Origin of the sequence: Nocardia sp. NPDC058633, from assembly GCF_042717045.1 — a bacterium.
Taxonomy (GTDB): Bacteria; Actinomycetota; Actinomycetes; order Mycobacteriales; family Mycobacteriaceae; genus Nocardia.
In genome coordinates this window covers 120,472-142,181 of sequence record NZ_JBHXRA010000010.1, presented here as the reverse complement: position 1 = coordinate 142,181, position 21,710 = coordinate 120,472, and the positions used below count along the sequence as shown (strand labels likewise).

Sequence of the window (21,710 nt, the reverse complement as noted above, 5' to 3'; positions counted from 1 at the left end):
TGCTCGGCCGTAATGCCCCACACCCTAGGCGAGAACCGATCAGATCCAGCCCTTCTCGCGCGCTTTGAGGGCCGCTTCGTAGCGATTGGACACTCCGAGCTTGGTCATGGCCGAGGACAGGTAGTTGCGGGTGGTGCCCGGCGAGAGGTGTGCGCGTTTGGCGATGTCGTCCACGGAGGCACCGTCGGCGGCGAATTCGAGAACGTCGGCCTCGCGGGCGGTGAGGACGGTGTCCCCGGCGCTGATGGCTTCGGCCGCGAGTTCGGGATCGACGTATCGGCCACCGTTGTGCACCGACCGGATCACCTCGGCCAGCGTCGCCGCCGAGGTCGTCTTGGGCAGGAACCCGCGCACGCCCGCGGCGAGCGCGCGTTTCAGATAGCCGGGTCTGCCGTGACTCGTGACGATCACCGTGCCCGCGCCGGGGGTCGTGCGCAGCAGTTCGATCGCTGTGTCGATGCCGTCGATGCCCGGCATCTGCAGATCGATGACTGCGACCGCGACGGGCTCGCCCGCCTCGGCCCTGCGCCGCCACGCGGCGACGAGTTCCGCGCCGGAGCCGACATGGGCGACGACCTCTAGATCGGGTTCCAGGCCGAGCATCGTCGCCATCGCGGCGCGGATGAGGGTTTCGTCGTCGGCGAGGAATACCGGAATCACTGATTCTCCCAATGGATTTCGAGGATGAACTCGTCGTCGGACATGGCGATGTCGAGAGTCGCGCCGACGGCGGCGAGTCGTTCGCCGAGCCCGCGCAGCCCGGATCGTTCACCGATCGAGCCTTGTGGGCGGTCGTTGCGCAGCGACATCCCCGCCCCGCCGAGGGTGAGGGTCGCGGTCGTCGCCGCGGAGTGTTCGACGATGTTGGTCGTCCCCTCGCGCACCACCCAGGCCGCGACCTCATGGAACGCGGTGGGAATCTTGGCCGCATCGCCTTCGACGACGAGTCGGCACCCCGCCGCGGACAGCAGCGAACGCGCCCCGGCCACCTCGCCGCGCAGGTCGATGTTGCGGTACCCGCGCACCAGCGTGCGCATCTGCCCCATCGATTCGACCGCCAGCGTTCTGACCTCTTCCATCTCCGAGACCGCGCGATCGGCATCACCTGCGCGCAACAGCGCCATCGCCAGTTCGCTTTTCACCGCGACGGCCGAGAATCCACGGCCGACGACGTCGTGGAGGTCGCGCGAGAAGCGCAGCCGCTCCTCGGCGACCCGCAGTTGCGCCTCGACCTCTTTGGTCCGTTCCAACTCGTCGATGATTCCCAGCGCCCACACGGTGAGCAGCGTCAACGCGATCGCGAACACCCCCGCGAGCAGCAACGTCGCGGTGCCCTTCAGTCCCGCTTCCAGCGGTGCCGCCAGCACCGGCGGGGTGGCCACGCTCAGGCCGATCAGAATCCACCACTTGTGCCGGGTGAACGCGATCACGGAGAAGATCGTCAGCAGGGCCGCGGACACACCGACCACGCGCGCGCTGACAACAGTCGACTCGTCGGCGGCGACATGGGCGACGATTCCGCCGGCCACCCAGATCACGACCAGTGTCGCGGTGGCGAGCGGCAGCATCCGCGGCCGTGCCACCACACCGGGCACGGTGGCGAAGTCGGGTTGCGCCTCCACCGCGAGCATCGCCGCGATACCGGCGACGATGATCACGACCACCGCCAACATCGAGTCGTCGGACATCGCCAACGCGACGACCAGACCGGCGATGGCCGCCTGGAACGTGAGCCGTGAGTAGAGCCGGAACTTGGCCGACCCCGACAGCTCGTGCCACCAGGCGGTCGCGCGCATCACCCGCGGTCGTCCCAGCGGAAGCTCTTGCGGGTCAGCACGAGCGCCACCACGGTCCATAGCGCCAGTGTCGCAAACGGCCGGACGGATTCGGTGACCGTGTCCACGAAGCTGAGGGTGATGTCGGATTCGGTGACCGTCGACAGCTTGCCCGCCGCGCCGAGGGAGATGAGATCGGAGACAGCCGCGAAAGGAGTCCACTCGGCCACCTGCGCCAGCCGGTCGGGCAGCACATTGCGGATGGAGCCCATGCCCAGCATCGCGACGATCATCACCGGCAGCGAGGTGATCTGCGCGGCCTCGGCGTTCTTGGTGTACGCGCTGGTCGCCAGGGCGAGCAGCGAGAACAGCGCCGTTCCGCCGACGAGTGCCACCGCGATCGCCAGGAAGTTGACGGGGCCGGGCGTGCCGGCGCCGTAGACCGCCACGGTGACCACCACGGTGCACGCGAGCGTCATGATGGCGCCGGGTACGGCCGGGGCGAGTTGGATCTGCCAGTCGGCGGCCTCACCGGTGCGCAGCCGTTTCAGCACGCCTTCGCTGCGACGGGTGGTCACCATCGAGAGCACCGAGTAGTACTGCACGAACAGCAGGGCGAGCATCGCGAGCAATTCGAAGGTCACTGCCGCCACGGCGGCAGTCGGCTCGGTGTCTTTGCGGGCGATGAGGAAGGTGGCCAACGGAATTCCGATCGGGAACACCGTCGCCATGTAGACGAGAGTCTTGTTGCGCCGGAACTGCAACCACTCCGCCCTGGCGAGAGCGGTGAGTGGTCGACGGCGAAATCCGTTGGCGGGCAAGGTGGTGGTCATCGTGCTCCGATCAAGGTGGGAGTGTTGGATTCGGCGACATCCAGAAAGACCGATTCCAGGGAGGCCGCGCGCGCCTCGAGCCCGGTCAAGCGCACGCCCGCTTCGCGTGCCCAGCCGAGCAGTTCGAACAGGTGGCCCTGTAAATCGTTGGTACTGACGGTGACTCGGGCCTGTGCGTCGATGTCTGCACCGCGCAACTGCGGCACCGGCAGGCCCGGGTGGTCGAAGACGATCCGCGCCGGGTGGTCGTCGACGATGTCACGCAGCGTGCCCCTGCGGGCGACCGCGCCCTTGTGCATGATCGCGATCTGATCGGCGAGCGCTTCGGCCTCGTCCAGATAGTGGGTGGTGAGGACCATCGTCACCCCCGACGCTTTGAGGTCGGCGAGCAATTGCCATGTCCCACGACGACTTTCCGGATCGAGCCCGGTGGTCGGTTCGTCCAGGAACAGCAGACGCGGTTGCCCGAGTAGGGCACAGGCCAGATCGACGCGCCGCTGCTCACCCCCCGACAACGAGCCGACTCGCACGCCCGCGCGATCGGTCAGGCCGACCTGCGCCAGCACGGCGTCGACTGTCGTCGGATCGGTGCAGGTTCCGCGCCACATCTCCAGCGTCTCGGCGACGGTGAGCTCGGCGGGCAGCCCACCGGACTGCAGCATGATGCCGACCCGGGGGCGCACCTGGTCGCGGTGGCGGAGCGGGTCGAGGCCGAACACTTCGACCTCGCCCGCCGACGGGGCGATCAGTCCCTCCAGCATGTCGAGCGTCGAGGTCTTGCCCGCGCCGTTCGTCCCGAGCAGCGCGAACACCTCCCCCTCGTGCACCTCGAGGTCCACACCTCTGACGGCCTCGAAGGCGTCGTCGCCGCGCCCGTACGTTCGGCGCAGCCCGCGTGCGGTGATGACGTCTGTGTTTCTCATGCCTTCTACGGTGCTCGACACGGCGCGTCACCAGTAGTAAGCGCAGTCACCGATCTCCGATGGAATTCACATGGGTCGGCCATGACATAAGTCATCGGTCGCCGATTGTTCGGAGTCCGACATTCACCGACCGCCCACCGGCGATCGGTCTACTATTGGTCGTAGTAGACCGATCATCGGAGGGGCAATGAGCGATCCGAACGAAGCCGATCCCGGGCGCGAGACCACAAGGCCGTTGGCTGCTCGACTGGTTCGATCGTGCTCCCGGTTCACGAGCAGGCACGGGATCTACCTGGGCCGCCGATCCACGAAAATCCATGTGGCCCTCTACCGCCGGACCAACGGCCGAATCGGCGGCCGCTTCCCCGCCTACCCGGATGCCCGAATCCTGCTCCTGGATCACGTCGGCGCCAAGACCGGCACCCACCGAACCTCACCCGTCATGTACCACGCGGACGCAGACATCATCGCCATCGCCGGATCCAAGGCAGGCCAGCCGACCCACCCGGCCTGGTTTCACAATCTGAAAGCCAACCCGGACACCACGATCCGCATCGACGCGGACCTGCACCCGGTCCGAGCCCGCGTGGCGACCGAGGCCGAACGAAACCGGCTGTGGCCGAAATTCGTCGAGGCCTTCCCGACCTACGAGTTCTTCCAGAGCCACGCGGGCAACCGCACGATCCCGATCGTCATCCTCACCCCACGCGGCTGATTCACCTCGGCATTCCACCTTCTCGATGCCCCCGGTTGCGTGGCACCGGCCTGCCTCTCGTCATCGACGACGCAGGGACGGATCGAGCAGAGACGGCGGGGTGTCGTGCTTTTCGTGTGGGGCGAGGTCTACGCCGGGGGCGACGATCTCATCGATGGCGTCGAGGACATCGGCCGACAATACGATGTCGGCGGCGGCCAGTTGGCTGTGCAAGTGGCTCATCGTTCGGGGGCCGATGATGGCAGCGGTGACGGCGGGGTGGGCGGTGACGAACCCCAGGGCCAGTTGGATCAGGGTCAGGCCCGCTCGATCGGCTACCGTCGCCAATTGTTCGACGGCGACCATCTTGGCGCGGTTGGTCGGGGTGGCCTTGTCGTAGCGGTCGGGCATGAATGTTGAACGACTGGTGGTTATTTCGCGGTCGGCGCGAATGGCGCCCGAGAGCCAACCCGAGGCCAGCGGGCTCCACGCGAGGACGCCGAGCCCGTATTCCCCGGCCACCGGCAGGACATGAGCTTCGATGCCGCGTTGCAGGATCGAGTAATTGGGCTGTTCGGTGACATAGCGGCTCAGGCGGCGCTCTCCGGCTGCCCATTGCGCCTGCACGATGCGGTAGGCGGGGAAGGTCGAGGATCCGAAGTAGCGAATCTTGCCCGCGCGCTGCAGATCGGTCAGCGCCGAGAGGGTCTCCTCGTCGCTGGTTCGAGGATCCCAGCGGTGGATCTGATAGAGGTCGACGTGATCGACACCGAGTCGGCGCAGGCTGGCATCGAGCGCGGTGGTCAGCCAGCGGCGCGAACCACCGCGATGATTGCGTTCCTCGCCCATCGGCATGCTCGCCTTCGTGGCCAGCACGATGTCGTCGCGGCGGCCCGCGATGGCCTTGCCGACCAGTTCCTCCGATTCACCCTGCCCGTACATGTCGGCGGTATCGATGAGGTTGATGCCGCCCTCGACAGCGACATCGATCATCGCGGTGACCTCGTCCTGCGTGGACTTTCCCAGCGTGCCGAAGTTCATCGCGCCGAGCACGAGCGTGCTGACCTGAACGCCGGTCCGACCCAGAGTGCGGTACTGCATGGCGGTTCCTCTCAGAAGACCTTGGTTCGGCTCGCCGGTTCTGGCATCCTTACCCAAGCGGAACGGTGTTCCGCTAACCAACATACGGAACACTGTTCCGTTTGCCAAGAGGGAGGTTTCGCGACCGTGGTCGACAACCCGACCGAGGCCCCGCGCAAACGCGCCGACGCCCGGCGCAACCAGCAAGCACTCCTCGACGCCGCCGCGGCCGCCTTCATCGCCTCGGGAGTCGATGTACCCGTCCGCGAGATCGCCGCCCGCGCGGGCGTCGGCGTCGGCACCATCTACCGCCACTTCCCCACCCGCGCCGACCTCATCGTCGCCGTCTACCGACACCAGGTCGAAGCGTGCGCCGAAGCCGGCCCCGCCCTCCTCGCCGCCCACAGCTCCGCGCACGCGGCGCTCGATGAGTGGATCACCCTCTTCGCCGACTTTCTCACCACCAAACACGGCCTGGCAGAAGCACTCCAATCCGACGCCGCCGCCTTCGAAACGCTCCACACCTACTTCCTGGACCGCCTGGTCCCCACCTGCGAGGCCCTGCTCACCGCCGCCACCGCCACCGGCGAAATCCACCCCGACACCGATCCCTACGAACTCCTGCGCGCTGTCGGCAACCTCTGCATCGGCGGTAGCACACCCCGCTACAACCCACGACGAATGGTCACCCTCCTCATCGCGGGCCTGGGTACGAAATAGACGCGCTGGAGCACACAACCGACCCCGATGAGTCGGCGATGTTCGGCGAACCCGCCTCCGCCCACCAAAATCTAGCAACGCTAGACAGGCTAGCGCGATGAATGCTACCTTCGCTCAATCTTCTAGCGACGCTAGAATTCAGGAGGGAAGCCGAAATGCTCATTGTCACCGGCCAGATCATCGCCACCATCGCCGTTCTCACCAATGCCATCGCCTACGGCACCGACGTCTGCGGGGCCGTGATCACCCGATCCGTGTACCGCAGGCTCGACGACGCGACCGTGACCATCAGTGCGGGATGGGGTCACTACTACGGCGACAAGCGCATGCCGATCATCGGAGTGAGCGGCGTGATCACCGCGGTGCTCACACTGCTGATCGCGCTGTCAGCCGCCCGGATAGGCGCCGCCGTCGCGGCAGCGATCACAGTGACAGCACTGCTCACCTGGCTCACCTTCTACGTCCGCATCGCCAAGCCGATCAACACCCAGCAGACCGCCGCCGCCCAGAGCGGCATCATTCCGGCCGATGCCCGTGCGCTGCAAGACAAATGGGACAGCATCCTGAAATACCGCGTCACCCTGCAGTTCATCGCCATAGCCGGACTGTGCGTCGCGCTGATCCTGTTCTGACACGGGGTCATCCGCGTTCACCCGAACCGACCATCCCCTGGGCATCGACGGCAAATCCTTCGACTTCACCAGTCGACGCGCGAAATAGTCGGCCATCGCGGGTGCTCAGTGACGGCGCCGACGGTGGGTGGAGGGAAAGTGGGGCGGGTGGGGCTCGAACCCACGACCAGCGGATTATGAGTCCGCGGCTCTAACCGACTGAGCTACCGCCCCTCGCCGCGGGGGTCTCCGCGGGCGAGTCGCATGGTACCCGGCCGAGCGTGGGGTTGACCACTTGACGCGGTGGTCGTGTCGAGCGGGCCGGGTGATGCGGATCGAACGAAGGTGGGTGGGTACAGGAACGGCGATCGGGGTCGCGGCTTCGAGGGGAAGACGCGGCGACCGATCGCCGTTGTGGTGCTACACCCAGGGTAGGGGTTACGAGCGCTCGGCTCGCTGGCCAACCCGTGCTCGAATCTCGCGATCGCGACGTTCGATACTGCCCCCTGGGTTGCTGGCCAACTTGATCACTCCTATTACCAACAACAGAACCGCAGCTATCACTGCGACGATAATCAGTCCCTGCACAGAACATAACTTAACGTGTATTCCGTTGCGGCGCACAATAAGTTACAATGACGCGCCGATCGTCAACACGGTACGTCCGAGGGCAGAACGGCTTTCGATCGCGGCATGAGCGCGGCGCACCTCATCGATCGGGAAGATTTGCCCGATCACGACTTCCAGCGATCCCGCGACTACTGCTGCATGAGCGCGAGAAGTGAGACCGGCCCAGTCGACGTCCTCGTCGGCGATATCGAACAGGCCGAGCACCGCCACACCCCGGGCGGCGGCCGCATCGTCGTCACCATTCGCGAAATCACCTGCAGCAGAGCCATATCCGAGAAACTGCCCCTTGTCGGCCACGGCGGTCAGCGCCGCGCCACCGAGGGCGCCGCCCGCTCCGTCGAACACGACTGCTGCTCCCCCGCCGGTGATCTCGCGAACTCGGGCCGCCCAATCGTCGACCGAGTAGTCGATCACCGCGGTGGCACCCAATCGCGTTGCGAGCGCGAGCTTTTCCGGTCCACGGGCTGCGGCGACAACCCGTGCGCCCGCTGCGAGAGACAGTTGGATGAGCAGGGTGCCGAGACCGCCTGCGGCGGCGGTGATCAACACCCACGAATTCGGTTGCACCGCGGCCTTGTCGAAGGCAGCGAGGGCGGTGCGGCCGTCGTGGGCCAGGCCCACGGCCTGCTCGGTGGTCAGTCCGTCGGGGATCTCGGTCAGGGTGGCGGCCTTGGCCAAGGATTTCTCGGCGTAGCCACCGATGGGCAGTCCCCCGCCGATGCCGCTGGCGGCGGTCTGGGTGACGACACGCTTGCCGAGCCAGCGGGGATCGACTCCGGTGCCGACCGCGCTGACCACGCCACCGACCGCGCCACCGGGGATGTAAGGCAGGCTCAGCGAAAAGTAGTCCCGACCCCACCCGCCGCGCAGCCGGGCGTCGAGGAACATCACGTCGGCAACCTCGACGTCGACGACCACTTCGGCCGAATCCGGTTGCGGTGCGGCGAGTTCCAGCACCTCCAGCACGTCTGGCCCACCGAATTCCCTGACCTGCACTGCACGCATGGTGACTCCTTCGTAGCGTTGACCGAACGAGTCAATGATGAAACCTCGAGTGAAGTTCAGGTCAAGAGCAGTGGGACCTGGGTCACTCGATCAGGACCCGCCACCACAGCTGCTACTGCTGCCGCCTCCACAGCTGCTGCTACTCCCACCAGAACAACCGCTACTGCCGCTCCCGCCGCCGCAGCCACTGTTCGAGCCCCCACCGCAACTGCCGCCAGGACTGCCCGGGTCCCAGGGCTGACCCGAAGTGCCGTCGACGTAGCCGGTCATCCCAGCCGAGCCCGCCACCCATCGTCGATCCAGCGGCCGCGCACCCCGCGGCTGACTCGACTTCGAGATCAACAGCGCCGTCACCGTCACCACCACGCCGATACCGGCAGCCGCGAAGAAGAGCACGATCACGAGCGTCATCACCATGCCCGCAGGCTAACGCCCGAACCGACCTACGGCACCCCTCCTCCAGTGGCCTTACAGTGAATTGTGGCGTTCTCTTTTCCCCGGCCGGGCAGACGGCAGGTCGACCTCCCCACCGTCGACCGCGCGGTCGCCGCCCTGCACCTGCCCGAAGCGATCTTCAAGACCTCGCCTTGGCAGCCTCGTGATCGCGTGGAAACCGGTCTGCGCCAATGGTTACGGTGCTGCGGTGCGGCCATCCGCGACGACCAGGTGATCGGCATGCCCTCGCACGCGGTCGACGAGGCGTGGCACGGCTTCATCCTCTGCACCCAGATCTACGCGAAATTCTGCGAGCAGGCCTACGGACGGTTCCTGCACCATTTCCCCGAGGGCGTCGGGGACAGCACGCAGAACCACGGCACCATGGTCGAACAACTGGGCCGCACCGTGGTCGCCTGGTCGTTGGTGGCGCGACCGGACGAAGAGTGCGTGCTGTGGGACCTGGACCGCACGGTGGGCGTCGAGGATCCGTGGGGCGTGGACGCCCGGCACGTCGCCGCCGTGGAGGAGCGACTGCGCCGGGCGGAGCCGAGCTAGACCAGCTTCATCCGGCGTGCGGCGAACCGCACCGCGCCGGGCGCGATCCGGTTGAGCCGGTACTGCACCCACGATTCCGGCGTCACCGGCACGATGTCGCGCCCGGTCCGCACCGCCTTCACGATCTGCGCCGCCACCCGGTCGGGGGTGTAACCGCGCCGCTCGTAGAGCTTGTCGAACTTCTGCTGCGCGGCCGCTTCCTCTTCGACCGAAACGCCCGAGATACGTGTGGTGGCAACAATATTCGTGTGCACGATGCCCGGGCACACGGTCGACACCGAGATGCCACGGTCGGCCAGTTCGGCACGCAGGCAATCGGAGAACATGAACACCGCCGACTTGCTGGTGGCGTAGGCCGCCATGTCGCGCTGCGGGCTGTAGGCGGCCATGCTGGACAGGTTCACGATGTGCCCGCCGAGCCCGCGGTCGGCCATCGCCGCACCGAACGCCCGGCAGCCGTTGACGACACCGCCGAGGTTGATCCGCAGCACGCGGTCGAACTCCTCCGACGGTGTGTCGAGGAATCCGCCCGCCTGGCCGACACCGGCATTGTTGACCAGCACATCGGGGACACCGTGCGCGGCGATCACCGTGTCGGCGTGCGCGCGCACCGCGTCCTCGTTGGACACATCGAGCGCATAGGAATGCGCCACACCGCCTTCGGTAGCGACGAGTTCCGCGGTGGCCTTGGCGGCGAGCTCGTTGACATCGGAGATCACCACTTCGGCGCCGAGGCGCGCGAACGCGAGCGCGGTCTCGCGGCCGATGCCGCTACCCGCACCGGTGACGACCACCAGCTTGTGTTCGAATTCCCTTCGCGCGGAACCCACTTCGGCCCTCGCCAGTCCGCGCGGGACGCTGCTCCCGTCGAGCGCGTCGATCAGCTCGGTGGTCGCGGTCGCGAGGAGTTCCGGATGCGAGAACGGCATCCAGTGCCCGGCGGGCACATCGCGACGCCACAGCCGGTCGGTCCATCTGTCCGAGTCGTCGTATCCCGCGGGCCGCACGGCGACGTCGCGTTGCGCCACGATCAACTGCACCGGCACCTCGGTGCGGCGCTCCCGCGGAGCGAGCATGCGCTGCACGATGTTGGCGCGATAGATGAGCAGCCCGTCGACCATGTCGCGACGGAATGTCGGACCGAGCTTCACATTGGCGGCGGGGGTGTCGTTCATGATGGAAACCGCGCGCTGCCAGAGCTTTTCGGTGCCGATGGCGTTGAACGTCGCGCGCGGCAGCCCGGGTGTCATGAAGAAGAAGGTGTAGGCCGAGGACGCCAGCTGGGTCATCGGCTGCCACACATTGCGCAGGGTGGGGCGGGAGAGCCGGTCGCGCACCCAGCTGGACAGGTGGTCGAGGTTGGGCCCCGAGACCGAGGTGAACGAGGCGACGCGCTCGCCTGCCCGCGGTTCGCACACCGCCTCCCACACCTGCACCGAACCCCAGTCGTGGGCGAGCACATGCACCGGGCGGTCGGGACTCACCGCGTCGAGCACGGCGTAGAAGTCGCGCGCGAGTTCGTCGAGGCGGAAGTCCTCGGTGCGCTGGGTGCGAGTGGACGCGCCGTGCCCGCGGGTGTCGTAGGCGACTACATGGAAGCGCTCGGTGAGCAGCGGAATCACCCTGTCCCACAGGTGATGCGTGTCCGGCCAACCGTGCACGAGCACGACGGTGTCGGCGGCCGGGTCGCCGTATTCGAACACGGCGATGTCGAAGTCACCGCTGCGGACGGTGCGCTGATTCGCGGGTTGCGGGCTGTCGTTCGTCATGATCTTTCGGACTCCTTGTCCAGCAGGGAAATCACAGGTCGAGCACCAATCGCGCACCGCGGGAACGGGATACACAGGCCAGCATGGCACCCTCGGCACGGTCGGCATCGGAGAGCGCGGTCTCGCGATGGTCCGGCTCGCCCGACCGGACCCGCACCACACAGGTGCCACAGAAGCCCTGCCTGCACGAGTAGGGCTGGTCGGGACGGGAATCGAGGATCGTGTCGAGCACCGTGCGGTCGGCATCGACCGTCACCACCGCGCCGGTGGAGGCGAACTCGATCTCGAACGGCGTTCCGTCGACGATCGGCGGCGGGGAGAACCGCTCGAAATGCAGTTCCACATCGGGCATCTCGCGCACCGCGGCGACGACCGCCGAGGTCATCGGAGTCGGGCCGCACGCGTAGACCGCGGTGCCGGGACCGACTCCGGCCAGCAGATCCGCGGCAACGGGCAGGCCGTGTTCGTCATCGGTGCGCACGACGACCCGCGCGCCGAAGCCTTCGAGCTCGGTCAGAAACGGGATGGTGTCGCGACTGCGCCCGCTGTAGATCAGCGTCCACGGCACGTCGAGCCGGTGTGCGAGCCGAGCCATCGGCAGAATCGGGGTGATGCCGATCCCGCCTGCCACGAAATGCAGTCGTCGCGACGGTGATCCGTGTCCCGGCACGGCGAACGGGAAGGCGTTGCGCGGCCCCCGCACCACCAGGCGAGTGCCGACCGCCAGATTGTCGTGCACCTCGAGCGAGCCGCCACCGCCGCCGGGGATGCGGCGCACCGCGATGCGATACGCGCGCTCGTCGGCGGGATCGCCGCACAGCGAATACTGCCGCAGTCGACCCGACGGCAATTCCAGGTCCAGGTGCGCCCCGGGCCGCCAACGCGGCAGCACGCGGCCGTCGGGGGCTTCGAGGCGAAGACTCACCACGTCCTGATCGTGCGCCTCGATCCGGCGTTCGGTCACGACTACGGACAGGCGGCGGTCGTCGACGCGCGATCGCAGATCACCGCGATTGACCAGCGCGCTCCAGCGCAATCGGGTGGCCGCGATGGCGTCGATGACCTTCATCGCCGGATCGTGGCGGTACTTGCCGTAGAGGTCGGCGGGGATGTCGCGGGTGATCACGACGCTGCCGCGCGAGCGCCGGGCGAGGCGGCCAGATACGCGATGGCCTGTGCCGTGGAGCCGACGGTTTGTGGGTTGTAGCCGGGCTGGAAGGTCGACAGCGCACTGGCCAGCAACGACGGAACGCCGGGCAGCGCACCTCGCCACATCGCGCCGAACACCCCGGCGAGCAACCGGGTGTAGCCCTGATCGGGCAACTGCGGATCCTGCTGCACGAGGAACCGCGCGCCGCGGACCAGCACGACGAGAAAGATCGGGAACACCAGCGTCATCGACGCGCAGCGACGGACGTAGCCGACTCCGAAGTACTCCGCGACATCGTGGGCGACATTGCGGTGTTCGACCTCCTCGGCACCGTGCCAGCGGAACAGATCGACCATCCGCGGGTCGGCGCCGAACTTCTCCAGGTCGGCGTTGAGAATCCAATCGCCGAGCCAGGCGAAGAAATGCTCCAGGCAGGCGATGAAGGCGAGGCGTTCGACCAGCATCTGCCGGCCGGCGCGATCGTCGTCGCCGCGCGGTCCGAGCGAGATACGGAACAGGTATTCCATCTGCCGCAGATAGGGATCGGCGTCGACGCCGTGCGCGGTGAAGACCTCCTCCAGCACCTTGCCGTGGGTTTGCGCGTGCATCGCCTCCTGCCCGATGAAACCGAGCATGTCCTCGCGCAGCTTCTCGTCTTTGACGTAGGGCAATGCCTCGCGATAGGTCTCGATGAACATGCGCTCGCCCTCGGGCAGCAGCATGTTCAGCGCGCTGATCAGGTGACCGGCGATCGGTTCGGCGGACATCCACTGCAGGTCTACGCCCGACCAATCGAAGGCGACATTGCGCGCGTGCAGCGCGACCGTGCCCGGATCGATCTCCGGATGGTGGGTTTTCCAGCGAAGTAACTTCATCGATACTCCTCGATCAACCGCGCACGTGCCTGTCGTGCCCGAGGATGCGACGTTGCGTCCTCTCGGTAGTTCCGAGGATACAACTATCCATTACGAGAAGTAACACCTAACTGCGTCAGATCGCCTCGCCGAAGATCGCCAGCGCGATCGGCGCCGCCACCAGCAATCCGCACATCACGGCATTGACCACCTTGTACTCGACCAGAATCCCGACGTACTCACGCAGCACGGCGCTGGGCAGGTAGTAGCGCGCGGTCGGCGCGCCCACGGCCTGGGCGTCGATACCGACCGAGCGGGCGAGCAGAGCGGTACGGAGCACGTGGAAATTGCTGGTGACCAGCAGGATGCGGCTCTCGATCCCCTGCCTGGCGAGCAGTTCCCGACTGAACAGGAGGTTCTCGCGGGTGGTCGTCGAGCGGTCCTCGCGCAGGATCTCGTCGTCGCGCACACCGTGTTCGACGAGGTAGGCGGCCATGGCCGTGCTCTCGGCGACCTTCTCGTCGGAGCCCTTCCCGCCGCTGGTCACCAACAGCGGCGCGGGACCGCGCGCACCGGCGGTGCGCCAGATTTCCAGCGCGCGGTCGAGTCGGTTCGCCAGCAGCGGCGGGACCCGGTCACCGAGCAGGCCGGAGCCGTGCACCACGATCGCGACGGCGTCGTCGGTGCGGGTCACCCGGCCGTAGACGACCGAATAGAGCAGGAACGCGACGAGCACGAAACCGAGGTACGCGGCGACGAGCACCACGGCCAGCAGCAACACCCCGATCACCGCCCACTCGGCCATCACGGCCACCACCAGCAGGACGTACGGAATCAGCAGCGCGACCCCGAGCCCGAACGAGAGCAGGTTCGCAAGGCGCACGCCCTCGCGACGCAACATCACCACACCGTTGAGCATCAGCAGTCCGGCCAACACCAACACGAGCAGCGGAGAAAGCGCCAGTGCGAAGAAGACCAGCATTTCGGGCCCGGCCCCCTCGGCGCCCGAGCCGATCAGCGCGGCGCCCACACACAGCATTCCGAGCAGCAGCAGCACTCCGTTGCCGAATCGGCGCCGCTCCTGACGGAAACGTAGCGCGAAGACACCGAGCAGAACCACACCTATCGCCAGCAAGATCACCGGTTCACCCTAGCCGCACCCTCGGCGATTTCGATTCGCCACGTTATTGCTGATCCACATGTGGGTATCCTCGGTATATACGGCCAGCAGTTCGCCTACCAGCAATAATGATGACGTAGCAACGCCACCGTCCGCGACCGCTGACCGGTAACCAACCGGGTACAGAGCTAAGGAGGTGAGTGATCATGGTCATCGACTTCTTCCAGTGGTTGGCTACTATGATCTTCGAATTCTTCGTCTGATCCAGAGAGACGATGGCGCCCTCCGTTGCCGGCTGGACGCCATCGTTGTGTCAGTCGCGGTGCCTGTGGCGGCCCCGACGGCGTGCCACGAACGCTCGCCACCGCGTGCTCGGATTCCAACGGCTGTCTCGCCCTCGCGTCAGCGGATAGCACGCGAAGCCGATCAAGGCCGCCCCCGCATGGCCCACATCGGTGAACGTCCGGCCCACGAAGACCGGTGGTACGCAGATCATGAGCACGCCGAGCACGTACGGCACCCGCCACGGAAGAACCATCCGATAGGCCAGTACGGCCGCGACGCCCGCCAACCCGTAACTGACGCCCACGTCGAGCACGAACGCCGCCCGCTCCGGGGCTCTGTCCTGACGGATCGCCAAGAGCAACAATCCCTGGCTGAGATAAGTGGCGCCGACATGCGCGACTACGACCACGGCCAGCCACCGCACGGTGCCGAGCCATCGTTCGGCATTGGCGTGCACAAGACTGAACAGCACCGCGTAGACCAGCCATCCGCCACCATCGATCCAGAACGCGCTGCCGATCAACACGCGGATCGGGTCCTCGCCGAGGCGATCGAGGTTGGTGGAGCGGTGCCCGAGCCAGATTCTGGCTTCCTCGGGCGAGAGCCGATTCTCGATCGCTGTGGTCACGCTCAACGCTGCCAGCCACAAATATGTCCCCGGGGCGCTGCGGATCCACCCCCACACCGCAGCCGCGGCCGACCGCACGCTACCCGAGGCGCTCACGACGCCAGTTTGCCAGTCCTCGAGCACGGTTCCGGTCATCCTCGCCCAGCAGTTGTTTCCTCGACCGGTCCCCGGGTAGGCGGCACACAAAGCCCTCTACCGGAACAGGAGCAGGCTATGCCCCAGCAAGCGTGGAGTGACAAACGCGAACGCCAGTACAAGGACATCAAGAAGTCCGAACGCGATCGTGGCCGCAGCGAGGAGCGGGCCGAGGAGATCGCCGCCCGAACGGTCAACAAGACCCGCGCGCAGCACGGCGAGACGAAGGGGTCGGGTAAGTCGTCGCGCTCCGGCGGTTCCTCGCAGCAACGGGGCGGTCAACGCACACAGGGTGGCGGCAAGACCCGCGACCAGCTCTACGAGGAAGCCCGTCGCCGCAATATCGACGGCCGATCCAAGATGAACAAGCAGGAACTCGCCCACGCCCTCGGCCGCGGCTGACCCTACTGCGAAAGGTTCGCCATGCAGCTCGGATTCAAATTGGCGGCCGAGGCTTTCGGCCCGAAAGAGCTTGTTCGACAGGCTGTTCGGGCCGAGGAGGTCGGCTTCGATTTCGTCGAGATGAGCGACCACTTCCATCCATGGCTCGAGGATCAAGGCCACTCACCGTTCGCCTGGACGGTCCTCGGCACGATCGCGGCCCGCACGCAGGAGATCGGGCTGGCCACCGGCGTCACCTGCCCGATCATTCGCTATCACCCGGCGATCATCGCCCAGGCCGCCGCCACCACGGCGCTGGTTTCCGACGGGCGGTTCACCCTGGGTATCGGTTCGGGCGAGCGGCTCAACGAACACATTGTCGGCCACGAATTCCCGCCGGTGCTGATCCGTCAGCGGATGTTGCGTGAGGCGCTCGAGATCATCCGGCTGCTGTGGCGCGGCGGTTACCGCAATTACTACGGCGAGTTCCTGGAGCTCTCGGATGCGCGGGTGTTCGATCTGCCGGAGAAGCTGCCGGTGATCGCGGTGGCCGCGGGCGGGCCGAGCGCGGCGAAGATCGCCGCCGAACTCGGTGACGGGCTGTTCGCCACCGAACCGAACCCTGAACTCGTGCAGACCTTTCAGCAGGAAGGCGGCTCGGGTCCACGCTATGTGGAAGTCGGTGTCGCCTTCGCCGACACCGATCGCGAGGGCGCCGAAGCCGCGCTCTCGACGAACCGGTGGTCGACCGGCGGCTGGAAGGTGATGAGCGAGTTGCCCAATCCGGCGAACTTCGCTGCCGCGTCGAGCACCGTTCGAGTCGACGACATGCTCGAATCCTTTGTCTGCGGCAATGATCCGAAACGCTACGTCGAGGCGGTCCGTAAGGCCGTCGACGCGGGCTTCGATCACGTGGTGCTGATGAACGCGGGCCCGGACATGGACGCCTTCCTCGATTTCTACAGCAGCGAACTCCAGCCACTGTTGCGCTCGGAGATCTGAGCAACGCGGGGCGGACGGGAGGCCGGATGACCATGCACGTCGGCACTTCCGGCTGGCAGTACCGCGACTGGCGTGGCGTGCTGTATCCACCCGGGTTGCCGACCGGGCGGTGGCTCGAGCAGTACGCACAGGGGTTCGCGACCGTCGAATCGAACAGCGCGTTCTATCGATTGCCGAGTCGGGAGAACTTCGCGCACTGGCGCGACCGCACACCAGGCCGCTTCGTGATGGCGGTGAAGGCGAGCCGCTATCTCACCCACATCAAGCGGTTACGTGACCCGGCCGAACCCGTGCAGCGGTTGCTCGATCATGCCGCGGGACTGGGCGATCGGCTCGGTCCGATCCTGCTCCAGTTGCCGCCGACCCTGCGGGCCGATCCCGAACTCCTCGACGACTGCCTCGGCTGTTTTCCCGCTTCCGTGCGGGTGACGGTGGAGCCGCGCCACGATTCGTGGTGGACCGAGGAGGTCCGCGCCGTGCTGGAATCCCACCGTGCGGCGCTGACCTGGGCTGATCGCGGTTCCCGGCCGATCACGCCCCGCTGGCGGACCACCGACTGGGCGTATCTGCGTCTGCACGCCGGCCGCGCCACTCCCCCGCCGTCCTACGGCAAGCAGGCATTGAGCGGCTGGGCGCATCGGCTGCTCGACACCTGGTCCGCCGACGACGACAGCTACGTCTACTTCAACAACGACCACGGCGGTGCGGCGGTGCGTGATGCCGTCACCTTCGCCCACCTCGCCGCGGCCGCGGGCGCCGATGTGACGCGCGTACCCGATGTGGGCACCGCCGCAGCCTGATCGGCGGGCCGGGGCGCTGACTATCGCTCGGCCCCGGCAACGACGAACCCCGCCTCGAAAGCGTCGCGATCGACGCGACGTTCGGGGCGGGGTCGGCCTGGCTCACCAGCCGGGATCGGTGTCCAAGGGGACGTTGACCCAGCTCGGGCGGGACGGGTCGAGCTCGAGGTGCTGAGTGCGCAGGCCGCTCTCGTTCAGCAACGGCCGCAACGGGAGCCCGCTGGGGAAGTTGCCCGCGAAGACGTCGACCCGCAGGCGGTGGCCCGGCAGCAGGACACCGTCGGTGGCGCGGATGCCGATGTCGATCGTCGTCGGCTCACCGGGCACGATCGGCTGACGGGTATCCAAGGTGAGGTACGGATACGGGTCGGTGTAGTCGCCGTTGGGTGAGCGGGTCGATTTGGGTTCGTCGACCGTGCGCAGCGACGCCATCAGCTGACCCTGCGACCAGACCGTCGACGTCCCGTCGGGCGCGACATCGTTGACCGTCACCGTCCAATAGCCGTCGGTGGCATCGAGCACGGTGTTCAGATGTGCGGCGATCGGGCCGGAGATCCGTGTCGGCTCGGTCACCGGCGCCGTGGTGAAGGTGAGCGCCGCGCCTTCGCTGATCCGAGCGTCCTTCGCGCAGATGTCGGGCAGCGGAACCAGCCCGGCCGTGCCCTGTGCGGCATCTCGTGAGCAGAGGGTGGTCAGACTCGGATCCACCGAAACACGCTGTGCGGCGCCGGGAGTGCTTCGCAGACTGCCGTCGTGGCGGGCGCCCGGCGCGGTGCCGGAGGAGGCAGCGTCGAGATACATCCGCCGGTACTGCATGCCCGGCCGCGGGAAGGCCACGTCGGTGGTCCACTGCTCGCTTCCCTGCTGCCACAGGGTGACCGGGTCGTAGCGGTCGATGCCGTTGTCGATTCCCTTGAGCCACTTGTCGAACCACGCGCGCTGCAACGAATCCAGCGGTGCGGGCGCGTCCGGCTGTCCGAGGCCCGAACTCACGGTGACGTGGTAGACGTTGCCCATCACGAGCTTCTTCTGCTCGGCGGGCGCGTTCACCGCGTTGTAGATGCGCGGGGTGGAGTAGGTGAAGATGTCGTGCCAGCCGCCGTAGAGGAAGGTCGGCACCTCGACCTGTTCGGGCGAGCCGACCCACGCGGTCCGCAGTGGGCTCTCGTCGTCGAGGATCGAGGCCATCTCCGGCGGGATCTGCTCGATGTTCGGGGTGGTCAGCGCGGCGATGAGCACGTTGAAGAAGGTGAACGGGTCACGCACCCGGTCGCGCAGCCAGACCCAGTCGAATTTGCCGGTCAGCATCGACATCATGTCGGGCAGCAGCTTGGCGCCGTCGACGGCGAGCAGCCAGGCCGGGATGAACCCGATCCCGAGCGCGCCGCCGGGGGCGGCGACGTCGCGGATCAGGTCGCTACCGGGCACGATCGGAAAAATCGCCTCGAGCGCCTCGGGATGACGCTGCGCGGTCTGGAGCTGGTTGATCCCCGAGTAGGAGATGCCGCTCATCCCGATCTTGCCGTTGGACCAGCCCTGTTTCGCCGCCCAGTCGACCACTTCCACACCGTCGAGTTGCTCGCGTTCACCGAACACCTGCCAAACGCCCTGCGAGAAACCGGTGCCGCGCACATCGACGACCACCTGGGTGTAGCCGCCGCGAATCAGGTTGCGGTCGACGCCGAAGGTCCGGGCCGCGCCGCCGGGCAGCGCGTTCATCATGTCGCTGAGACTGCTGAAACCGAACGGCGTGAAGTCCAGGTTCTGCAACACCGGCATCAGCAGGTCCGACAGGCCTGGCACCGCGAGCGCCGAGTCGGCGACGTTGGTGACCAGCTTGGTGTAGGGCGTCATGTTGACGATGGTGGGTGTCGGTTCGGCGATCGGCTGACCGTCCGCTCCGGCCGGGTGATAGACGTTGGCTTTGAGTACGGTGCCGTCACTCATCGTGATCGGCACATCCCACTCGATGAAGACGTTGGGATATTGCTGTGGCCCGTTATGGGTGGCCACGAACTGCGCGTCGAGACCCTCGACGCCCGGCGATGCTTGTCCGACCGGCGCGGATGCGACGGCGCCTGCCAATACGACGACGGATGCGACCAGCGCAGCCAGCCGCCCACGTTGTTTGATCATGCTTCGGTTCAGCCCTCCACCATCGGGAACCACAACGTTCCCGTACCGGGAAGTAACGTAGCGTGGGTCACGTTCGATCGCAAGAACATGTTCTGGGCAATCCACGATCAGCGCCCGCGCGCACCCCGCCGCGGCCACCTGACAGAATCGGCACTGTGACAGTGCCCGAACTCGACGACGGTCGCCGCTACCGCGGCGCCGCACCGGGGCAACGTCAGCAGGAACGTCGCACCCGACTGATCGAAGCGGCCACCGACGCGTTCGGCATCGACGGCTACCGCAACACCACGGTCACCACGATCTGCGCGGCGGCCGGTGTCGGCAAACGCTACTTCTACGAATCCTTCACCGACAGTGAGGATCTGCTGCTCGAGGTGTATCGCGAGACGGCCGCCAGAATGATCGAGGCGATCCATGTCGGCGTTCGCGACGCCGACGCCGATGTCGACACCCAGGTGCGCGTCGCGCTGACCGCGTACTTCCAGCTCATCCTCGACGACCCCCGGGTTCCCCGGATCGCGTTCTTCGAGATCCTCGGCGTGAGCCCCGCCGTCGACCGGGCCTACTACGACGTTCTCGATGCCTTGGTCGATATCTGCCTGGTCCTGGTCACCCCGCACGTCGACCTGGAAACCCACCCCGCCGCCAGCCTGCGCACGGTGCTGTTCGGCCTGGTCGGGGCGATCGTGATCATCGCCCAGAAATGGGTGCTCGACGAATACCGCCAACCCCTGACCGATGTGGTGGACAGTGGGTGCCTGGTGGTCAACGCGGTGCTCGCGCGGATCGGACCGGACGGCGACTGAGTCGGCGCCACCGCGAGCCTGCCACGATCGCCCGGAACTCGGTTTCGTTCAGGAAGTCGTCGGGTGCGCCCTGGCGCGATCGACCGGCGACGGTCAGACGCCTACGGTGAATTCGGCGAACCGCCGGGCGATCCGCTCGGGGTGTTCCCCGTTGATCGCGTGCGACGCGTCCGGCCAGATCTCCACCTGCGCGCCGGGAATCAGGCGTGCGGTGGCGGCCGCCTTCGCCGAGTCGTGGACGATGCTGCGGCCCGCGAACAGCGCGAGGGTCGGCACCGTCATGGCACGCAACTGATCCTCGGTCGGGCGCGGCAACAGCGGCTGCGCGCCCCGGTAGTCCTTCATCCCGGACGCGATCAGCCGACCTTCCGGCACCGACTCGTCGACCGGAACACCACCGGAGATCCAGCTCAGCAGCTTGTTGCGCAGGCTCGCGGGCATCATCGGGATCGCGCTGCCGAGCGAGACGACGATCATCTTCCAGCTCAACGGCGCGAAGGTGTTGGCCGGATCGAGCAGCGTGATCGAGGCCGCACACTCGGGCCGGTGCAGCGCGGTCTGCACGGCCAGATTCGCGCCGATGCTCACGCCGAGCAGGTGCGCCTTCGTAACGCCCAGTCCCGCAACGGCTTCCGCCACCCAGCTCGCCTGGCCGACACCGTCTGTGAGCTCTCGCCGCTGGGTGCTCGCGCCCGGCTCACCGATGCTGTCGACAGACCACACGGTGCGGTGCGCCATCAGGCCGGGCAGGTTCGACCTCCACATCGGTGTCGAGGCCTGGCGCCCCGACAGGAGCACGACGGGTGTGTCGCCGCCCGGTCCGAATCGGTACGCGCGGACCGGACCGAAGGAGGTCGATATCGCGATCGTCGCCTCGGGCTCGGGCAACAGTGCCATGCCGTCCACGTAGGCGGCGGCGAACCGGTCGAAGCCCGGCCGATCGGCAAAATAGCCGATTCTGCCCGCAGAACGACCGATGACGGGATCCAGGAACAACGACTCCTCGGTCATGAGGCGAGGGTATCTCGCCGCGCCGAACACCCGGGTTCTCGGCGAAAATGTGGGCGCCTGCCCGTTGCTCGACGCCGTCGCCGGGTAACCCCGGAATATGACTACTCACGAGAACCGACAACTCGACGAGGTCATCGAGCGGTTGATCATCCGGTACCCGACCATCGCACCCGCTGAGCTCGCCGACATCGTGCACAGCGTCTACGACGCGTTCGGAAAGGTGCACATCCGCAACTATGTTCCGTTGCTCGTCGAGCACCATGTGCGCGAGGAACTCGGCACTCCGACCGGAGAAATCCCACCCATCCCGGACTGATCGGGCGGGCCGGACCGCTAGCGTTGGCGTCGACTACGTCAATCATAAGGAGG

The 21,710-nt window shown here is 66.9% G+C and carries 22 protein-coding genes and 1 tRNA gene; 9 read left to right on the top strand and 14 right to left on the bottom strand.

What is annotated here, in order from left to right:
- Positions 1 to 39: 39 nt before the first annotated feature.
- The 4 genes from ACFWUR_RS15380 to ACFWUR_RS15365 are packed head-to-tail and all read right to left on the bottom strand — an operon-like array spanning position 40 to position 3,531.
- Positions 40 to 660 carry a response regulator gene (locus tag ACFWUR_RS15380; protein ID WP_378907154.1) on the bottom strand — a complete coding sequence of 207 codons (621 nt, stop codon included), beginning with the start codon at positions 658 to 660 and terminating at the stop codon, positions 40 to 42.
- Complete coding sequence (locus tag ACFWUR_RS15375) at positions 657 to 1,796, bottom strand: sensor histidine kinase (protein WP_378907151.1); 1,140 nt, start codon at positions 1,794 to 1,796, stop codon at positions 657 to 659. Before ACFWUR_RS15375 ends, ACFWUR_RS15380 begins: the two co-directional genes overlap by 4 nt.
- On the bottom strand, positions 1,796 to 2,608 hold the full coding sequence (locus ACFWUR_RS15370) for an ABC transporter permease (RefSeq protein ID WP_378907149.1): 813 nt from the start codon (positions 2,606 to 2,608) through the stop codon (positions 1,796 to 1,798). Before ACFWUR_RS15370 ends, ACFWUR_RS15375 begins: the two co-directional genes overlap by 1 nt.
- Positions 2,605 to 3,531, bottom strand: coding sequence for an ABC transporter ATP-binding protein (locus ACFWUR_RS15365; RefSeq protein ID WP_378907146.1), 927 nt, complete (start codon positions 3,529 to 3,531; stop codon positions 2,605 to 2,607). The genes ACFWUR_RS15370 and ACFWUR_RS15365 overlap by 4 nt, the downstream gene beginning before the upstream one ends.
- Before the next feature lie 187 nt (positions 3,532 to 3,718).
- Here ACFWUR_RS15365 and ACFWUR_RS15360 point away from each other — a divergent pair, with 187 nt between their 5' ends.
- The gene (locus ACFWUR_RS15360) at positions 3,719 to 4,246 is read left to right on the top strand and encodes a nitroreductase family deazaflavin-dependent oxidoreductase (RefSeq protein WP_378907143.1); all 528 of its coding nucleotides are present in this window, start codon (positions 3,719 to 3,721) and stop codon (positions 4,244 to 4,246) included.
- A 60-nt stretch (positions 4,247 to 4,306) separates the two neighbouring features.
- On the opposite strand, the gene ACFWUR_RS15355 is transcribed toward ACFWUR_RS15360, so the two are convergent.
- Positions 4,307 to 5,326 (bottom strand): aldo/keto reductase, encoded by a 1,020-nt coding sequence (locus tag ACFWUR_RS15355; protein WP_378907140.1) that lies wholly within the window; start codon positions 5,324 to 5,326, stop codon positions 4,307 to 4,309.
- Between the two features lie 126 nt (positions 5,327 to 5,452).
- Between ACFWUR_RS15355 and ACFWUR_RS15350 the strand changes: the two genes are divergently transcribed.
- Positions 5,453 to 6,025, top strand: a complete 573-nt coding sequence (locus tag ACFWUR_RS15350; protein ID WP_378907138.1) for a TetR/AcrR family transcriptional regulator — start codon at positions 5,453 to 5,455, stop codon at positions 6,023 to 6,025.
- A 155-nt stretch (positions 6,026 to 6,180) separates the two neighbouring features.
- On the top strand, positions 6,181 to 6,657 hold the full coding sequence (locus tag ACFWUR_RS15345) for a DUF1772 domain-containing protein (RefSeq protein ID WP_378907136.1): 477 nt from the start codon (positions 6,181 to 6,183) through the stop codon (positions 6,655 to 6,657).
- A gap of 139 nt (positions 6,658 to 6,796) precedes the next feature.
- Here the strand turns inward: ACFWUR_RS15345 and ACFWUR_RS15340 are convergent.
- Positions 6,797 to 6,870: transfer RNA gene (locus ACFWUR_RS15340), tRNA-Ile, on the bottom strand.
- A 396-nt stretch (positions 6,871 to 7,266) separates the two neighbouring features.
- Positions 7,267 to 8,271, bottom strand: a complete 1,005-nt coding sequence (locus tag ACFWUR_RS15335; protein ID WP_378907134.1) for a zinc-binding dehydrogenase — start codon at positions 8,269 to 8,271, stop codon at positions 7,267 to 7,269.
- Between the two features lie 480 nt (positions 8,272 to 8,751).
- On the opposite strand from ACFWUR_RS15335, the gene ACFWUR_RS15330 reads away from it, so the two are divergent.
- Complete coding sequence (locus tag ACFWUR_RS15330; RefSeq protein WP_378907132.1) at positions 8,752 to 9,264, top strand: hypothetical protein; 513 nt, start codon at positions 8,752 to 8,754, stop codon at positions 9,262 to 9,264.
- Here the strand turns inward: ACFWUR_RS15330 and ACFWUR_RS15325 are convergent.
- The 5 genes from ACFWUR_RS15325 to ACFWUR_RS15305 all read right to left on the bottom strand — a co-directional run bounded on the left by ACFWUR_RS15325 (position 9,261) and on the right by ACFWUR_RS15305 (position 15,166).
- Positions 9,261 to 11,033 carry an SDR family oxidoreductase gene (locus ACFWUR_RS15325; RefSeq protein WP_378907130.1) on the bottom strand — a complete coding sequence of 591 codons (1,773 nt, stop codon included), beginning with the start codon at positions 11,031 to 11,033 and terminating at the stop codon, positions 9,261 to 9,263. The genes ACFWUR_RS15330 and ACFWUR_RS15325 overlap by 4 nt on opposite strands.
- A gap of 31 nt (positions 11,034 to 11,064) precedes the next feature.
- Positions 11,065 to 12,102, bottom strand: coding sequence for a PDR/VanB family oxidoreductase (locus tag ACFWUR_RS15320; RefSeq protein WP_378907477.1), 1,038 nt, complete (start codon positions 12,100 to 12,102; stop codon positions 11,065 to 11,067).
- 53 nt (positions 12,103 to 12,155) lie between these two features.
- Positions 12,156 to 13,058 carry a metal-dependent hydrolase gene (locus ACFWUR_RS15315; RefSeq protein ID WP_378907128.1) on the bottom strand — a complete coding sequence of 301 codons (903 nt, stop codon included), beginning with the start codon at positions 13,056 to 13,058 and terminating at the stop codon, positions 12,156 to 12,158.
- A 115-nt stretch (positions 13,059 to 13,173) separates the two neighbouring features.
- The gene (locus ACFWUR_RS15310; protein ID WP_378907126.1) at positions 13,174 to 14,178 is read right to left on the bottom strand and encodes a YdcF family protein; all 1,005 of its coding nucleotides are present in this window, start codon (positions 14,176 to 14,178) and stop codon (positions 13,174 to 13,176) included.
- Positions 14,179 to 14,470: 292 nt separating this feature from the next.
- Positions 14,471 to 15,166, bottom strand: coding sequence for a rhomboid-like protein (locus tag ACFWUR_RS15305; protein ID WP_378907124.1), 696 nt, complete (start codon positions 15,164 to 15,166; stop codon positions 14,471 to 14,473).
- A 117-nt stretch (positions 15,167 to 15,283) separates the two neighbouring features.
- Here ACFWUR_RS15305 and ACFWUR_RS15300 point away from each other — a divergent pair, with 117 nt between their 5' ends.
- From ACFWUR_RS15300 to ACFWUR_RS15290, 3 genes are read left to right on the top strand one after another with little or no spacing between them, the layout of a single operon-like run.
- On the top strand, positions 15,284 to 15,607 hold the full coding sequence (locus ACFWUR_RS15300; RefSeq protein ID WP_378907122.1) for a plasmid stabilization protein: 324 nt from the start codon (positions 15,284 to 15,286) through the stop codon (positions 15,605 to 15,607).
- Between the two features lie 21 nt (positions 15,608 to 15,628).
- The gene (locus tag ACFWUR_RS15295; protein WP_378907120.1) at positions 15,629 to 16,588 is read left to right on the top strand and encodes a TIGR03557 family F420-dependent LLM class oxidoreductase; all 960 of its coding nucleotides are present in this window, start codon (positions 15,629 to 15,631) and stop codon (positions 16,586 to 16,588) included.
- 26 nt (positions 16,589 to 16,614) lie between these two features.
- Positions 16,615 to 17,388, top strand: a complete 774-nt coding sequence (locus ACFWUR_RS15290; RefSeq protein ID WP_378907118.1) for a DUF72 domain-containing protein — start codon at positions 16,615 to 16,617, stop codon at positions 17,386 to 17,388.
- 102 nt (positions 17,389 to 17,490) lie between these two features.
- On the opposite strand, the gene ACFWUR_RS15285 is transcribed toward ACFWUR_RS15290, so the two are convergent.
- Complete coding sequence (locus ACFWUR_RS15285) at positions 17,491 to 19,524, bottom strand: CocE/NonD family hydrolase (protein ID WP_378907117.1); 2,034 nt, start codon at positions 19,522 to 19,524, stop codon at positions 17,491 to 17,493.
- 155 nt (positions 19,525 to 19,679) lie between these two features.
- Between ACFWUR_RS15285 and ACFWUR_RS15280 the strand changes: the two genes are divergently transcribed.
- Positions 19,680 to 20,330 (top strand): TetR/AcrR family transcriptional regulator, encoded by a 651-nt coding sequence (locus tag ACFWUR_RS15280; protein ID WP_378907115.1) that lies wholly within the window; start codon positions 19,680 to 19,682, stop codon positions 20,328 to 20,330.
- A 93-nt stretch (positions 20,331 to 20,423) separates the two neighbouring features.
- Here ACFWUR_RS15280 and ACFWUR_RS15275 read toward each other — a convergent pair whose 3' ends face one another.
- Positions 20,424 to 21,341, bottom strand: a complete 918-nt coding sequence (locus ACFWUR_RS15275) for an alpha/beta fold hydrolase (protein ID WP_378907113.1) — start codon at positions 21,339 to 21,341, stop codon at positions 20,424 to 20,426.
- 97 nt (positions 21,342 to 21,438) lie between these two features.
- Here ACFWUR_RS15275 and ACFWUR_RS15270 point away from each other — a divergent pair, with 97 nt between their 5' ends.
- A complete protein-coding gene (locus ACFWUR_RS15270) occupies positions 21,439 to 21,657 on the top strand; it encodes a three-helix bundle dimerization domain-containing protein (protein WP_378907112.1) in 219 nt (72 codons plus the stop codon).
- Positions 21,658 to 21,710: the final 53 nt, after the last annotated feature.